We start from the raw sequence: 15,019 nt of genomic DNA, 5'->3' as shown, positions 1-15,019 counted from the left end.
TCTTAGACACTTTTAGATAACATTTTTCGGTGAGTGTGGATCGACATCACAATGCCAAATCCCGCCATAAGCACGATAAGCGCGGAGCCGCCATAACTGACCAGCGGCAGCGGCACGCCAACTACCGGTAAGATACCACTAACCATGCCAATGTTAACGAAAACATAAACGAATAAAATCAGCATTAAACCGCCCGCCATAACACGGCCAAAGGTGGTCTGCGCCCGGGCTGCTACCACCAGTCCCCGCATGATCAGCAGCAGATAGAGGGCCAGCAGCAGCAGCACGCCGACCAGCCCTAACTCTTCGGCCAGGACCGCGAAGATAAAGTCAGTATGACGTTCCGGCAAAAACTCCAGCTGAGACTGGGTGCCCTGCAACCAGCCTTTGCCGCGCAGTCCGCCCGAGCCAATCGCGATTTTCGACTGGATGATGTGATAACCGGCACCCAGCGGGTCCGTTTCCGGATCGAGCAGCATCATGACGCGGTCGCGCTGATAGTCGTGCATCAGGAAGAACCACAGAATCGGGATAAAGGCGGCGACCAGCAGTACCGCCACGCTAATCAGTTTCCAGCTCATTCCTGAGAGGAAAAGCACAAACAGGCCCGAGGCGGCAATCAGAATCGAGGTGCCGAGATCGGGCTGTGCGGCCACCAGCAGAGTAGGCAGGAAGATCAGAATCAGCGCGATACCGGTATTTTTCAGCGTCGGCGGACAGACATCGCGGTTGATAAAGCGCGCCACCATCAGTGGCACCGCGATCTTGGCAATCTCCGAAGGCTGGAAACGCACAAAGCCGAGATCGAGCCAGCGCTGGGCCCCTTTACTGATCTGTCCAAAAGCATCCACTGCCACCAGCAGGATGACGCAGACAATATAGAGATAGGGCGCCCAGCCTTCATAAACGCGCGGCGGCACCTGCGCCAGCACAATCATGATCACCAGACCCATCGCGATCTGCCCGAGTTTACGCTCCATCATGCCAGGATCCTGTCCGCTGGCACTCCAGATCACCACGGCGCTGTAGGTCAGCAGCGCGAGAATGATCAGCATAAACATCGGATCGATGTGGATGCGCATCCAGATCGATCGTTTCTGCGGACTATCTTGCATCGACATGTTTATTCACCTTCATAACCGGGCGGCACAGGGGCTGCGTCCGGCAGAACTGTATTGTTATCACCCAACATAATGTGATCCAGAATCTGGCGCATGACGGTGCCGACAGCCGGACCGGCGCCACCGTTTTCCAGGATAATGGTCACAGCGACCCGAGGTTTGTCATAAGGGGCAAACGCGGTCATTAATTTATGGTCGCGTAATCGTTCAGCAATTTTATGGGCGTTATACGTTTCGTTCTCTTTCAGGCCGAAGACCTGTGCGGTACCGGACTTGGCGGCGATTTTATAGGGCGCATCAGCAAAACTCTTGTGCGCGGTACCATTAGGGCGATTCGCCACGCCGTACATGCCATCTTTGGCGATTTCCCAGAAGCCGGAATGGATATCACCAATCGGGGCCTCAGGCGGCTGACGATAGGGCACCAGGGTACGACCTTCGCGGGTAGCACGCAGCATATGCGGCACCTTGACGACACCGTCATTGATTAAAATCATCATCGCTTTGTTCATCTGCAGCGGGGTTGCCGTCCAGTAACCCTGACCGATCCCCACCGGAATGGTATCACCCTGATACCACGGCTTTTTAAACCGTTTCATTTTCCAGTCGCGGGTAGGCATATTACCGGCGCTCTCCTGCGGCAAATCGATGCCGGTACGGCTGCCATAACCAAATTTGTTCATCCACTCCGACAGGCGGTCAATACCCATGTCGTAGGCGACCTGATAGAAGAAGGTATCAGCAGACTCTTCCAGTGCTTTGGTGACGTTCAGACGGCCGTGGCCCCACTTTTTCCAGTCACGAAAACGCTTTTCTGAACCCGGAAGCTGCCACCAGCCGGGATCAAACAGACTGGTGTTACGGTTGATCACGCCCGCACTCATGGCAGAAACCGCGACATAAGGTTTGACTGTGGAAGCCGGTGGGTAAGCCGCCTGAATGGCGCGGTTGTAGAGCGGGCGGTTTTCATCTTCCAGCAGTCCACGGTAATCCTTACTGGAAATACCGTCGACAAATAAGTTGGCATCGTAGCTCGGCGTAGAGACCATGGCGAGAATTTCGCCGGTGCGCGGGTCGCTGACCACCACTGCTGCGCGACTTCCCGCCAGCAGAGTCTCGACATATTGCTGCAGTTTGAGATCGATCGTCAGATAGATATCACGCCCAGCCTGAGGTGACTCCTCATGCAACTGGCGAATAACGCGGCCACGATTGTTAACCTCTACCTCTTCAAAGCCGGTTTTGCCGTGCAGCAAACTCTCGTAATACGCTTCAATCCCCAGCTTACCGATATCGTGTGTAGCGGCATAGTTCGGCCATATGCCCTCTTTATCGAGGCGGGCAACGTCACGGTCGTTGATTTTTGACACGTAGCCGACGACATGCGTCAGCGTGGCACCGTAAGGATAGTAGCGGCGCTGATAACCTTTCACTTCCACGCCGGGGAAACGGTACTGATTAACCGCAAAGCGCGCCACCTGCACTTCATTCAGACCGGTTTTAACCGGGATAGAGGTGAAACGACGTGAGCGTTTACGCTCTTTCTGGAAATTATCGAGGTCTTCATCCGTCAGCTCAAGAACCGGACGTAAGTTTTCCAGCGTCTGTTGCAGGTTATCGACTTTTTCCGGGACAAGTTCAGCCTGATAGATGGTGCGGTTCAGTGCCAGCGGGGTGCCGGTACGATCGTAAATTATGCCGCGACTGGGCGCGACAGGCACCAGTTTGATGCGGTTCTGGTTAGAGCGGGTGCTGTAATCATCAAAGCGAAGAATCTGCAGGTGGTAGAGGTTAACCACCAGAATTGACGAGAGCAGTAAGATACCGACGAAGGCGATAAACGCCCGACGGACAAAGAGTTTCTGTTCGGCGCTGTAATCGCGAAAGGCGTTGCTTTGTAATTTCATCCGCTACTTGTCATGTCTGATGTGGGCTGATCGGTCATTCACGATGATAAGGATGATTTGTCGTTATACTCCAGGCACGATACAGACTTTCGGCTACCAGCACGCGCACCAGCGGATGGGGCAACGTCAATGCTGACAGTGACCAGCTCTGTTCTGCCGCCGCTTTACAGGCGGGGGCCAGGCCTTCGGGCCCGCCAATCAGCAGGCTGACATCGCGACCATCAAGCTTCCAGCGTTCAAGCTGCTGCGCCAGCTGCGGGGTTTCCCACGGTTGGCCCGGAATATCCAGCGTGACGATGCGATTACCTTTGCCGACCGCCGCCAGCATCGCTTCACCCTCTTTTTCAAGAATGCGTTTGATATCAGCATTTTTACCGCGCTTACCTGCGGTAACTTCGATCAGCTCAAACGGCATATCTTTCGGGAAGCGGCGCAGGTATTCCATAAAACCGGTCTGCACCCAGTCAGGCATTTTGGTGCCGACGGCAACGAGTTGCAGTTTCACCGATTAGCTCCAGAGTTTTTCCAGCTCATACAGCTGGCGACTCTCTTCCTGCATCACATGCACGATGACATCGCCCAGATCAACCACGACCCAGTCTGCCGCGCTTTTACCTTCAATGCCTAATGGCATCAGGCCAGCTAAACGGGATTCCTGCTCAACGTGTTCTGCGATCGAAGTCACATGACGCGTGGAGGTGCCGGTGCAGATGATCATGTAATCGGTGATGCTGGATTTGCCCTGAACGTCGATGGTAACAATGTCCTGGCCTTTAAGATCATCAATCTTATCAATAACGAACTCTTGGAGTGCTTTACCTTGCAAAAGGTTCCCCTTGGAATCTGGTAGTAACGAGCCGGCTGTAAGCCCGGAGAGTGCAGCCAAAAAATTAAGCGGCGCAGTATAGCATGCCCGGATCAGTCGCGATATAAGCCTTCGCGGTCGATATAGTCGATAACCGCAGCGGGTAACAGGTCATCGCAGGGCTGATTTTGATGGCGACGGCGGCGAATTTCGGTCGCCGAAATATCATAGAGTGGGGTTTCCGCCAGCCAGATATGCCCCGCGGGCTGCTGATGAAGCTGCCGGATATCCTGAGCGACGTGTTGCTCAAGCCACGCCTGCATCTCTGGCGAGTCGAACCGGGTCGGATAGCCGGGACGCTGGCAGACCAGCAGATGGCAGAGTGACAGCAGATCCTGCCAGCGATGCCATTTTGGCAGGCTCAGCAGGGAATCCTGACCAATGATAAAGGCCAGCGGCTGCTCTGCACCGCGTTCTGCGCGCCAGGCTTCCAGGGTGGTCACGGTCCAGGAGGGGGTGTCACGTTCCAGCTCCCGGGTATCTATCTCAAACAGCGGTAAGCCATGGATAGCACAGCGCAGCATAGCAACCCGCTGAGACGCGCTGGCTTCCGGTTGTGGACGATGCGGGGGCACATTATTGGGCAGCAGCGTCACACGCTGTAAGCCGGTCTGCTGAGCCAGTGCTTCCACCGGGCGCAGATGGCCAAAATGGATCGGATCGAAGGTGCCACCAAACAGTGCGTGTAACTCAGACATGGGCAAAGCTCGTCGGAAAAGCGCGACTGCTGAGCAGCAGCGTCAGGGTTTGCAACTGCGGCCACACTGACTGACCATAATCCTGCTTCAGGGTGATCTCAATCTGACTCAGCAGATGGATGGCGCGTTGCAGACGGGTGGCATCCAGTCGCTGGAGTGCGTCGGAGAACAGCGCGCGGCGGTTTTGCCAGATACGCTGCTGATCCATCAGCGTGCGCAGTGGTTGCCGGGCCTGATGGCGTTGCAGATGCAACAGTGTCAGCAAATCGCGCTGCAGCGTACGCAGCAGAATCACGACTTCGCTCTCTTCTTTCTCCAGTTGGTGCAGGATATGCAGCGCGCGACGACTTTTACCCGCCAGCAGGGCATCCACCCAGTGGAAGGGCGTGAAGTGCGCGGCATCACTGACCGCCTCTTCGACCCGTGGCAGTGTCAGCTTGCCGTCCGGCCACTGCAGTGAGAGCCGCTCCAGCGCCTGCGCCAGCGCCAGCAGATTACCCTCATAGCAGTAACACAGCAGCTGTACTGCCGCGTCATCCACGGATAATTTCAGCGCTTTCGCGCGATTTACCACCCAGCGTGGCAATTGTGCCTGCTCTGGCGTCTGGCAGGGCACGACAACCGCAGAGGCAGCCAGTGCCTTAAACCAGGCGCTGTTTTCCTGCGCTTTGGTCAGCTTTGGCATCCGGCAGATCAGCAGAATATCGGCGTGCAGCAGCTGAGAGAGCTTAACCAGCTGCTCGGCCATGGCGGCGTTGGGGCCATTCTCGGGGAATTGCAGTGTCATCGTCTGACGCTGGGCAAACAGACTCAGTGACTGGCAGCTGACGAACAGGCTCTCCCAGTCGGTCTGGGCATCCAGCGTAAAACTAAAATGTTCGTCGAATCCCTGTGTGGTTGCGGCGGCACGGATGGCATCCGCGCTTTCCTGCAACAGCAGCGGTTCGTTACCGGCTAACAAATAACAGGCGCGCAGCCCCTCACGGAGCTGCGCGCTGAGTTGCTCAGGATAAATCCTGATCATTGCAGGCTGGTAGCAGAGGAAGAGGGCGCTTCCTGTGAACCCTGACCCGGCACCGAAATCACTGACGCTGGCAGAGTATCTTTGCTGTTCATCTGCGCGGCATGCACCGACAGCAGCTTACGAACCAGCTGTTCAGCTGCACGCTGACGCATCTCCTGCGTAATCAGGTCCTGCTCGGCATCTTTTGCCAGCGCCGCATTCGGGTTATCGAAGAACGAACGATAAACCGTGGTGCTGATGGGATAGATACCTTTGCCCGGCAACAGCACCTGCGCAGTGAGGGTCATCACCAGCTGATACTCGGCAGTGGTGCCGCTGATAAAGACCGAGGCTGTGTTACGCCCTGACATTTCAGGACCCAGACGCAGTGTCGGAATATCGGTACGGGTCTGCTTGCTGTCTTCAACAATGGTGACATCGTTGATGCGCAGTTGCTGACGTACAGTACGTGCCAGCGGACCATAAGGATCGCCGGTTGAAACAATCAGGGTTTTCAGTTCGCTGGGCACCTGCGTGGTGCCGCGCGGATGAAAACCACAGCCAGCGGTGATCACCACCGCCAGCATGACAAACAGCCTGATAATCGGATGTCGCACAGTTCCTCCTGAACTTAACCTACGACCAGGTTAAGCAGTTTGCCCGGTACATAAATGACTTTACGGATAGTCACGCCGTCCAGGTACTTTGCCACCAGATGCTCCTGCGCAGCGCGTGCCTGAACCTGTTCCTGTGTTGCATCGGCGGGTACGGTGATTTTGCCGCGCACTTTACCGTTAACCTGTACCACCACAAGCAGTGAATCTTCAACCATAGCGGCTTCATCAGCAACCGGCCAGCTCGCTTCATCAATGGTGCCTTCGCCGCCCAGCGTCTGCCACAGAACATAGCAGGCGTGCGGGGTAAACGGATAGAGCAGACGGACGATAGCCAGCAGCGCTTCCTGCATCAGGGCGCGATCCTGCTCGCTCTCCTGCGGAGCGCGGGCCAGCTTGTTCATCAGCTCCATGATTGCCGCAATAGCGGTGTTGAAGGTCTGACGACGGCCGATATCATCCGCCACTTTGGCGATGGTTTTGTGCAGGTCACGACGCAGCGATTTCTGCTCGTCATTCAGGCTGTCCACATCCAGTGCCACGGTCGCACCCTGTGAGGTGTGCTCGTAGACCAGCTTCCAGACACGTTTCAGGAAGCGGTTAGCCCCTTCAACGCCCGATTCCTGCCACTCCAGCGTCATATCTGCTGGCGAAGCAAACATCATAAACAGACGTACGGTATCGGCGCCGTAACGCTCAACCATCAGCTGTGGATCGATGCCGTTGTTTTTCGACTTCGACATTTTGCTCATGCCCGCGTAGATCACGTCGCGGCCCTGCGTGTCGGTCGCTTTAATAATGCGGCCTTTCTCGTCACGCTCAACTTCAACGTCAACCGGGGAAACCCAGTTACGTTCGCCGTTGTTGCCCAGGTAGTAGAAGGCATCAGCAAGTACCATGCCCTGGCACAGCAGACGTTTTGCTGGCTCATTAGAGTTCACCAGGCCCGCGTCACGCAGCAGCTTGTGGAAGAAGCGGAAATACATCAGGTGCATGATGGCGTGTTCGATACCACCCACATACTGATCGACCGGCAGCCAGTAGTTTGCTGCGGCCGGGTCCAGCATGCCTTCCTTGTAGCTGGCGCAGGTATAACGCGCATAGTACCAGGAGGACTCCATAAAGGTGTCAAAGGTGTCCGTTTCACGCAGCGCTGGCTGACCGTTTACTGTGGTTTTCGCCCACTCCGGATCCGCTTTGATCGGGCTGGTAATGCCATCCATCACCACATCTTCCGGCAGGATAACCGGCAGCTGGTCTTCAGGTGTCGGCATCACAGTGCCATCTTCCAGCGTCACCATCGGGATAGGTGCACCCCAGTAGCGCTGACGGGAAACACCCCAGTCGCGCAGACGGTAGTTAACTTTACGTACGCCCACGCCTTTTGCCGCCAGTGAATCCGCGATAGCGTTAAAGCCAGTTGCGTGATCCATGCCGTTGAACTCACCCGAGTTGAACAGGGCGCCTTTATCCGTCATCGCCGCAGCGCTGACGTCAGGAATGGAGCCATCCAGGTTGAGGATGACCGGCTTGATCGACAGATCGTATTTAGTGGCAAACTCCCAGTCACGCTGGTCGTGTGCCGGAACCGCCATCACGGCACCGGTGCCGTATTCCATCAGGACGAAGTTGGCGACCCAGACCGGAAGCAGCTCACCGGTCAGCGGATGAATAACAGACAGGCCGGTCGCCATGCCTTTCTTCTCCATGGTCGCCATGTCGGCTTCGGCCACTTTGGTATTACGGCATTCAGCAATAAAATCGGCCAGTGCCGGATTATTTACCGACGCCTGAGTCGACAGAGGATGGCCTGCTGCGACAGCCACATAGGTTGCGCCGATAAAGGTATCCGGGCGGGTGGTGTAGACAGTAACTTTCTCTTCGCTCTCTGCCACGTCGAAAGTGATTTCGACGCCTTCAGAACGACCAATCCAGTTACGCTGCATGGTTTTGACCTGTTCAGGCCACTCTTCCAGCGTATCCAGATCGTTCAGCAACTCTTCCGCATAATCGGTGATTTTGATAAACCACTGCGGGATCTCTTTACGCTCAACTTTGGTGTCGCAGCGCCAGCAACAGCCATCGATCACCTGCTCGTTCGCCAGCACCGTCTGATCGTTCGGGCACCAGTTCACTGCGGAGGTTTTTTTATAGACCAGGCCTTTTTCATACAGTTTGGTAAAGAACCACTGTTCCCAGCGGTAGTACTCAGGCTGGCAGGTGGCCAGTTCACGACTCCAGTCATAGCCAAAGCCCAGCAGTTTGAGCTGGTTTTTCATGTAGGCGATGTTGTCGTAAGTCCACGGGGCAGGTGCAGTATTGTTTTTAACCGCAGCGCCTTCTGCAGGCAGGCCGAAAGCATCCCAGCCAATCGGCTGTAGCACGTTTTTGCCGAGCATACGCTGATAGCGCGCGATTACGTCGCCGATGGTGTAGTTACGAACGTGACCCATGTGCAGGCGGCCAGAAGGATAGGGCAACATGGAGAGGCAATAGTATTTCTCTTTACCTTCCTGCTCAGTCACTTTAAACGTTTCGTTTTCATCCCAGTGCTGCTGCACACGGGATTCAATTTCTTCCGGGCGGTATTGCTCTTGCATGGCTGCCTGTGGTCCTTTATGAAAAACATTTTTCTGGCTCTAAGATCCGCATAGCATACCCATAAGGCCGCGTATCAACAACACTTCCCACTTTTGCTGGCACGATTTCTGCCGAAAGCGTCAGCCTCTTCACCCTTTTGTAATTCACTGTACAGACGACACGGCAAAAGCAACATTACGACTAAACTTAAGTCAGCGAGGGTCTGCATAAAGGAGAACAAAATGAATAAAGTGGCTCAGGAGTATCGCGAGTCGTTAGCCGTATTGACTGAACGTCTTCGTCAGGGCGATCGTAACCTTGATGAGCTGATTGCCGGGCGGCGAAGTCAGTTGCTGGTGCGCGATGATATGTCAGAAAGTGAGATTGACCAGGCGCTGCGTTCGGTGCGCCGTGATTTAGGCGAGTTTGCCCGAAGTTACAGCGATGCTGAAGAACCGCTGGCGGACTCACTGTTTATGCGCATTATCCGCGAGAGCGTCTGGAAAGAGCTGGCGGATATTACGGATAAAAGTCAGCTGGAGTGGCGTGAGGTCTTTCAGGATCTGCATCACCATGGTGTCTATCAGAGCGGTGAAGTGGTCGGTCTTGGCAATCTGGTGTGTGAAAAGTGCCAGTTTACCCGGGCAATCTATACGCCTGAGACCTTATCCCGTTGTCCGGAATGCGGCCACGATCAGTTCCAGCGTCAGCCTTTTGAACCCTGATAACAAACATTATGCGGGCCACATTGAGTGACCCGCATACGTTGTTTAGTGCAGAATTTTAGCGAGGAAATCTTTAGCGCGGTCAGACTGCGGATTATTAAAGAAGTCATCTTTGTTGGTGTCTTCGATAATTTTCCCTTCATCCATAAAGATCACGCGATTGGCGACTTTACGGGCAAAGCCCATCTCGTGTGTCACCACCATCATCGTCATTCCTTCCTGCGCCAGTTCAACCATCACATCCAGCACTTCATTGATCATTTCCGGATCCAGCGCGGAGGTCGGTTCATCAAACAGCATCGCAATAGGATCCATGCAGAGCGCACGCGCAATGGCTACACGCTGCTGCTGACCACCCGAGAGTTGCCCGGGGAACTTCTCAGCATGCGCTGACAGTCCCACACGCTTCAGCAGCTTCAGCCCTTTATCGCGGGCCGCCGCTTTGTCTCGCTTCAGCACTTTTACCTGCGCCAGCACCAGATTGTTAATAATGCTCAAATGCGGGAACAGCTCGAAGTGCTGGAACACCATTCCGACCTGACTGCGAAGCTGCGCCAGATTGGTTTGTTTGTTGTTCACTTCGGTGCCGTTGACGGAAATCACACCCTGCTGAACGGGCTCAAGTCCGTTCACGGTTTTGATGAGCGTCGATTTACCGGAGCCGGACGGGCCGCACACTACCACCACTTCACCGGTTTTGACTTCGGTTGAGCAGTCGGTCAGCACCTGAAAGTGACCATACCACTTAGAAACATTTTTCAGGCTAATCATTTAAACCGTCCTTTTTCTTTTTAGATAGCTGACCAACAGCGATGCGCTCAGGCTGATAACGAAGTAGACCAGACCTGCAAACAGAACCATTTCAACCTGGGTGCCGTCGCGCTCACCGATAGTCGACGCGGTACGGAAGAAGTCCGCCAGGCTTAACACATAAACCAGAGAGGTATCCTGGAACAGCACGATACCCTGCGTCAGTAACAGCGGAACCATGGCCCGGAATGCCTGCGGCAGAATAATCAGTTTCATGGCCTGCCACTGCGTCATACCCAGCGCCAGCGCGGCATTACACTGGCCGCGTGAGATACTGATGATGCCGGCACGAATGATCTCTGAGTAGTACGCCGCTTCGAACAGTGAAAAGGCGACCATGGCTGAAATCAGGCGGATATCGGTTTTAGGCGACAGGCCCAGCACCTGTTGCAGGAAACTCGGCACCACCAGATAGAACCACAGCAGCACCATCACCAGCGGTACTGAGCGGAACAGGTTGACATAAATTTTGGCGAACCAGCTGATGGGCTTAAAGGTCGACAGACGCATTACCGCCAGCAGGGTGCCCCAAAGAATGCCGAAAACCACGGCGGTAATCGTGATCTTAAAGGTAATCACTAAGCCGTTAAGCAGATAGGGCAGGCTGGGCGCAATCGAACTCCAGTCAAAGTCGTACATTACTTGCCTCCCGCATTGCCTGGCAGCCGGACTTTGCGCTCGACCAGACTCATCAACAACATAATCACCAGGTTAATCGCGACGTAGGCCAGCGTAATGGCGGTAAAGGATTCATAGGCGTGAGCAGAATAGTCGAGCAACTTGCCCGCCTGTGCTGCCATATCCACCAGACCAATGGTGGAGGCGATAGCGGAGTTCTTGACCAGGTTCAGCATTTCCGAGGTCATCGGCGGAACAATCACGCGATACGCGTTCGGCAGCAATACATAGCGGTAAGTCTGCGGCAGTGTTAATCCCATCGCCAGACCGGCATTTTTCTGTCCTGCCGGCAGTGACTGAATGGCTGCGCGCACCTGCTCGCAGACGCGGGCGGCGGTAAACAGGCCGAGACAGATCATGGAAGAGAGGAAGAACTGAATGTTGGGGTCCAGCTCAGACTTAAACCACATGCCGAGATTCTCGCCCACCAGCTCGGGCGCCACCAGATACCAGAAGAAGAACTGGACGATCAGCGGGATGTTACGAAACAGTTCGACATAGCAGGTGCCAATGGTCGACAGCAGGCGATTCGGCACGGTGCGCAGAATGCCAAAAAATGAACCCACGCAGAAAGCGATAATCCAGGCGCAGCAGGAGACGGCTATCGTCACCTGAAAACCGGACCACAGCCAGCCGAGGTAGGTCGTGTTACCGAACGGGGCCTGTTCGAGAAATATGCCCCAGTTCCAATCGATACCCATAACGAGCTCCGGAAAAAAAGGGTAGCTAAGCTACCCTGAAGATTGATGAACGGCGTTTTATGTCCTGACGCAGGGGAACGACCCGTGTCAGTCTGTCTGTCCATGCCGCGGTTTCAGCAATCGAGAGGGCAGCCAGGCCGCCCTTGTTATACCCGCCGTCTTTCAGGCTGCATTTTGTTGGCTATGTATGTCCACGCATCCGAATCATCTACCTGAGTAGGTTCCCCGGGATGCATGCTCTCCTGCCGACTCAATGTGACCTGAAATCCATTGGGTATTTTTTTGTTAATTGAGTGCTTTGTCGTTTGGCGTTTTGAACAGCGCTTTCATGTCATCAGACAGCTCAAAGTTCATGTTCAGGTTCTTAGGCGGAATAGGCTTTTTGAACCAGGTATCGAACCATTTTTCTGCCTGACCCGACGTCTGGGCTTTGGCGATGGTTTCATCTACCAGCGCTTTGAACTGCGGATCATCTTTACGCAGCATGCAGCCATAGGCCTCTTTAGACTGTGGCGTGCCTAAAATTTCCCAGTTGTCCGGCTTTTTGGCTTTGGCGCGTTCGCCAGCCAGCAGGGCATCATCCATCATAAAGGCCACGGCACGGCCGGTTTCCAGTGTACGGAACGAGTCGCCATGATCTTTTGCGCTGATGATGCGCATATCCAGTTTCTGTTCGTCGTTGAGTTTGTGCAGCAGCACTTCAGACGTAGTCCCTGAGGTTACGACGACGGTTTTGCCTTTCAGGTCGGCGAAATCTTTGATCGGGCCATCTTTCTTAACCAGCAGACGGGTGCCAATAACAAAAATGGTGTCAGAGAAAGCCGCCTGTTTCTGGCGCTCAAGGTTATTGGTGGTGGAGCCACACTCATAATCGTAGGTGCCGTTTTGCAGCAGTGGAATACGGTTTTGTGAGGTGATCGGAATCATTTTGACCTGCAGGTCAGGCTTATTCAGCTTCGCTTTGATGGCTTCCACAATGGCGTTTGAGTAATCCTGTGAATAGCCGACGACTTTTTGCTGGTTGTCATAATAAGAAAAGGGAACTGATGATTCGCGATGCCCGACCACAATGACGCCATTGTCATTGATTTTCTTCAGGGTGCCGCTGAGATCTTCCGCCTGGGCCGCTCCCGCCGCTGCACCGATCAGCAGAAGAGATAATGCCACTTTGCGTAGTTGCATGTTCCAACTCCTTCGTATGAAAAAGGCACAGGATATAACCTGCGCTGATTATGATGTTGTGTCTGTTTTGTGCTGCGTTTCTGCTCATTCTGCGGATTAAATGGGCGCAGAAGAGTCACTAACATAGCTGATTGTTAACGCAATGAAACAAAAAAGTTTCTTTTTTGCGAGGTGATCCGCACCAAAAAAAGGCAAATTTCTCACGCTGCGCGTTTACGGTGCAGGAGGTGCGACAGTTTTGGTGCAATCCGCCTCGCGGCAGCGTCTGCAATCAGGCCGTTAGCGAAAAACAGTGAAACATTTTGCAATCATCGTGCCAGAAAGCGGTGCAGGGTGAGAAAGGCAGCAGAGTATGCGGTCAGGGAGTGGGAGTATCAGAGAATAACAAGGAGAAAAGGCGAAACTTGCACCTCGCACCGACGGCAGATAAACGTCAAGCGAGGGGAGCTTTCGCCTGTAGCAGCGCATCGCGGGCCATAGATGGCCCGCGATGCGCAAGGCAGGGATGGCGGTGTTTGCGTCTCTGCGTAAGGCGTTTACTCCCTGAGCACCGCGCGTTTTCAACAACCTCAGGCGAAGCATTCGCTTCGCCATGACGCCTCTGCGCTGTTATCGGCGTCGGCGCAGCAGGGCAATCAACGCCGCCAGCAGCGTGAGTGACCAGACAGGCCAGATGCCAGCCCGCGCGTACGGGGTTTCTCCCTGCGTAGGCGTAACTTTGCTGGTCAGGACATCGCGCGTAAATTGCGGCAGCATGGCTTCCACATCACCACTGGCATTCACCACTGCAGTTACGCCATTGTTGGTACTGCGCAACAGCGGACGACCCAGTTCCAGCGCCCGCATCCTCGCCATCTGGAAGTGCTGCCACGGGCCGATAGAGTGGCCAAACCAGGCATCGTTCGAAACGGTCAGCAGGAAGTTGGTGTCGGGATGGAAGTTGGCCCGCACCTGTTCACCCAGCACGATCTCATAACAAATGGCGCTGGTCAGGTTATAGCCCGCCACGCGGAGTTGCGGCTGGAGATAGTTGCCACGGCTGAACGCCGACATCGGCAGATCAAAGAACGGAGCCAGCGGACGCAGCAGATCGGCCAGCGGCACAAATTCGCCAAATGGCACCAGGTGATTTTTCTGGTAACGATTGCCGCTGAAGTAGTTGTACGGCGTCTTGCCACCCAGCACGATCACGGTGTTGTAATCGTGATAGCGGTTCTGCTCCAGTCGGGAGTCTACGATACCCGTGACCAGCGAACTGCCGCGTTCACGCAGTTCATCATCCAGTGAATGCAGGAACGGCTGCTGATTACTTTCCAGATCGGTAATCGCCGATTCAGGCCAGATAATAATCGGCGCTTTGCCCATTAGCGGCTGGCTCAGACCGTGATAAATGCGCAGGGTGTTGAGCAGTTGCTGCGGATCCCACTTCATCGACTGCGGGATGTTTCCCTGCACCAGCGCCACTTCGACGGCACGCTCGGGCATCGGCTGAACCCACTGGATATAGCGCAACGGCCACGGCAGGGCCAGCAGCAGCAATGCTGCGACCAGACTTCTGATGCTGCGCTGCTGCAGGGCATATGCCAGCAGGCCAGCCACCACCATCAGCAGGAAGGTCAGGGTCTCGACCCCCGCCAGCGGGGCCAGACCTTTTAACGGGCCGTCAATCTGGCTGTAGCCAAACTGCAGCCATGGAAAGCCGGTCAGCACCCAGCCGCGCAGGAATTCCGTGATCTGCCACAAGGCGGGTGCGGCCAGCGCCAGTCGCCACAGCGTTGTGCGCGGCCAGATGCGATTCAGTACACCGGCAAACAGCGCCGGGTAGATCGCCAGATACGCCGCCAGCAATGCCACGATAAAGACATTCACCGGGCCAGGCATGCCACCAAAGGTGGCGACACTGACGTAAACCCAGTTGATGCCGCTGCCGAATAAGCCCACTCCCCAGACAAAACCGATTGCCGCAGCCTGCGGACTTGAGCGGTTCAGGGTCAGGAGCTGTAAGCCGCACAGCGACAGCAGTGCGGCGGGCCAGAAATCGTAAGGAGAGAAGGCGAGGGTGCCCAGCGCACCCGTCATTAAAGCCAGCAGCAGGCGAACCCGCTGGCGCGGGTAGAGTGAGGCTAAAGCCATAG

14 protein-coding genes are annotated in these 15,019 nt (G+C 55.1%); 1 reads left to right on the top strand and 13 read right to left on the bottom strand.

Features of this window, described 5'->3' with window-relative positions:
* Window positions 1–2 precede the first annotated feature (2 nt).
* The 8 genes from mrdB to leuS all read right to left on the bottom strand — a co-directional run bounded on the left by mrdB (window position 3) and on the right by leuS (window position 8,808).
* Entirely contained in the window at window positions 3–1,115 is a 1,113-nt protein-coding gene (mrdB, locus tag EE896_RS14090; RefSeq protein WP_033743010.1) for a peptidoglycan glycosyltransferase MrdB, read from the bottom strand.
* 8 nt (window positions 1,116–1,123) lie between these two features.
* Window positions 1,124–3,028 carry a peptidoglycan DD-transpeptidase MrdA gene (gene mrdA / locus EE896_RS14085; RefSeq protein WP_140915986.1) on the bottom strand — a complete coding sequence of 635 codons (1,905 nt, stop codon included), beginning with the start codon at window positions 3,026–3,028 and terminating at the stop codon, window positions 1,124–1,126.
* Window positions 3,029–3,062: 34 nt separating this feature from the next.
* On the bottom strand, window positions 3,063–3,533 hold the full coding sequence (gene rlmH / locus EE896_RS14080; RefSeq protein ID WP_008103678.1) for a 23S rRNA (pseudouridine(1915)-N(3))-methyltransferase RlmH: 471 nt from the start codon (window positions 3,531–3,533) through the stop codon (window positions 3,063–3,065).
* A 3-nt stretch (window positions 3,534–3,536) separates the two neighbouring features.
* Complete coding sequence (rsfS, locus tag EE896_RS14075) at window positions 3,537–3,854, bottom strand: ribosome silencing factor (protein ID WP_003854023.1); 318 nt, start codon at window positions 3,852–3,854, stop codon at window positions 3,537–3,539.
* 92 nt (window positions 3,855–3,946) lie between these two features.
* Window positions 3,947–4,591 (bottom strand): nicotinate-nucleotide adenylyltransferase, encoded by a 645-nt coding sequence (nadD, locus tag EE896_RS14070; RefSeq protein ID WP_140915985.1) that lies wholly within the window; start codon window positions 4,589–4,591, stop codon window positions 3,947–3,949.
* Window positions 4,584–5,615: a DNA polymerase III subunit delta gene (gene holA / locus EE896_RS14065; protein WP_140915984.1), complete on the bottom strand. Its 1,032-nt coding sequence runs from the start codon at window positions 5,613–5,615 to the stop codon at window positions 4,584–4,586. The genes nadD and holA overlap by 8 nt, the downstream gene beginning before the upstream one ends.
* Window positions 5,612–6,211: an LPS assembly lipoprotein LptE gene (lptE, locus tag EE896_RS14060; protein WP_003854016.1), complete on the bottom strand. Its 600-nt coding sequence runs from the start codon at window positions 6,209–6,211 to the stop codon at window positions 5,612–5,614. The genes holA and lptE overlap by 4 nt, the downstream gene beginning before the upstream one ends.
* Before the next feature lie 14 nt (window positions 6,212–6,225).
* Window positions 6,226–8,808: a leucine--tRNA ligase gene (leuS, locus tag EE896_RS14055; protein ID WP_140915983.1), complete on the bottom strand. Its 2,583-nt coding sequence runs from the start codon at window positions 8,806–8,808 to the stop codon at window positions 6,226–6,228.
* A 222-nt stretch (window positions 8,809–9,030) separates the two neighbouring features.
* Here leuS and EE896_RS14050 point away from each other — a divergent pair, with 222 nt between their 5' ends.
* Entirely contained in the window at window positions 9,031–9,513 is a 483-nt protein-coding gene (locus EE896_RS14050) for a zinc ribbon-containing protein (protein ID WP_003854013.1), read from the top strand.
* A 45-nt stretch (window positions 9,514–9,558) separates the two neighbouring features.
* On the opposite strand, the gene EE896_RS14045 is transcribed toward EE896_RS14050, so the two are convergent.
* From EE896_RS14045 to lnt, 5 genes are all read right to left on the bottom strand, one after another.
* Window positions 9,559–10,284 (bottom strand): amino acid ABC transporter ATP-binding protein, encoded by a 726-nt coding sequence (locus EE896_RS14045; protein WP_140915982.1) that lies wholly within the window; start codon window positions 10,282–10,284, stop codon window positions 9,559–9,561.
* Window positions 10,285–10,962, bottom strand: a complete 678-nt coding sequence (gene gltK, locus EE896_RS14040; RefSeq protein ID WP_140915981.1) for a glutamate/aspartate ABC transporter permease GltK — start codon at window positions 10,960–10,962, stop codon at window positions 10,285–10,287.
* Window positions 10,962–11,702, bottom strand: coding sequence for an amino acid ABC transporter permease (locus tag EE896_RS14035; protein WP_140915980.1), 741 nt, complete (start codon window positions 11,700–11,702; stop codon window positions 10,962–10,964). The genes gltK and EE896_RS14035 overlap by 1 nt, the downstream gene beginning before the upstream one ends.
* A 285-nt stretch (window positions 11,703–11,987) precedes the next feature.
* Window positions 11,988–12,884, bottom strand: coding sequence for an amino acid ABC transporter substrate-binding protein (locus tag EE896_RS14030; protein ID WP_003854004.1), 897 nt, complete (start codon window positions 12,882–12,884; stop codon window positions 11,988–11,990).
* 609 nt (window positions 12,885–13,493) lie between these two features.
* Window positions 13,494–15,017 carry an apolipoprotein N-acyltransferase gene (lnt, locus tag EE896_RS14025; RefSeq protein WP_140915979.1) on the bottom strand — a complete coding sequence of 508 codons (1,524 nt, stop codon included), beginning with the start codon at window positions 15,015–15,017 and terminating at the stop codon, window positions 13,494–13,496.
* Between the last annotated feature and the right edge of the window lie 2 nt (window positions 15,018–15,019).

Origin of the sequence: Pantoea eucalypti (assembly GCF_009646115.1) — a bacterium.
In the GTDB taxonomy this organism is placed as follows: Bacteria; Pseudomonadota; Gammaproteobacteria; order Enterobacterales; family Enterobacteriaceae; genus Pantoea; species Pantoea eucalypti.
This window is presented reverse-complemented; position numbering and strand designations above follow the sequence as displayed.

Bases quoted from the DNA above. Each gene is read 5' to 3' on its own strand.
- mrdA (WP_140915986.1), bottom strand. From the start codon at position 3,028: ATGAAATTACAAAGCAACGCCTTTCGCGATTACAGCGCCGAACAGAAA.
- lnt (WP_140915979.1), bottom strand. From the start codon at position 15,017: ATGGCTTTAGCCTCACTCTACCCGCGCCAGCGGGTTCGCCTGCTGCTG.
- EE896_RS14030 (WP_003854004.1), bottom strand. From the start codon at position 12,884: ATGCAACTACGCAAAGTGGCATTATCTCTTCTGCTGATCGGTGCAGCG.
- EE896_RS14050 (WP_003854013.1), top strand. From the start codon at position 9,031: ATGAATAAAGTGGCTCAGGAGTATCGCGAGTCGTTAGCCGTATTGACT.
- EE896_RS14045 (WP_140915982.1), bottom strand. From the start codon at position 10,284: ATGATTAGCCTGAAAAATGTTTCTAAGTGGTATGGTCACTTTCAGGTG.
- gltK (WP_140915981.1), bottom strand. From the start codon at position 10,962: ATGTACGACTTTGACTGGAGTTCGATTGCGCCCAGCCTGCCCTATCTG.
- holA (WP_140915984.1), bottom strand. From the start codon at position 5,615: ATGATCAGGATTTATCCTGAGCAACTCAGCGCGCAGCTCCGTGAGGGG.
- mrdB (WP_033743010.1), bottom strand. From the start codon at position 1,115: ATGCAAGATAGTCCGCAGAAACGATCGATCTGGATGCGCATCCACATC.
- EE896_RS14035 (WP_140915980.1), bottom strand. From the start codon at position 11,702: ATGGGTATCGATTGGAACTGGGGCATATTTCTCGAACAGGCCCCGTTC.
- leuS (WP_140915983.1), bottom strand. From the start codon at position 8,808: ATGCAAGAGCAATACCGCCCGGAAGAAATTGAATCCCGTGTGCAGCAG.
- nadD (WP_140915985.1), bottom strand. From the start codon at position 4,591: ATGTCTGAGTTACACGCACTGTTTGGTGGCACCTTCGATCCGATCCAT.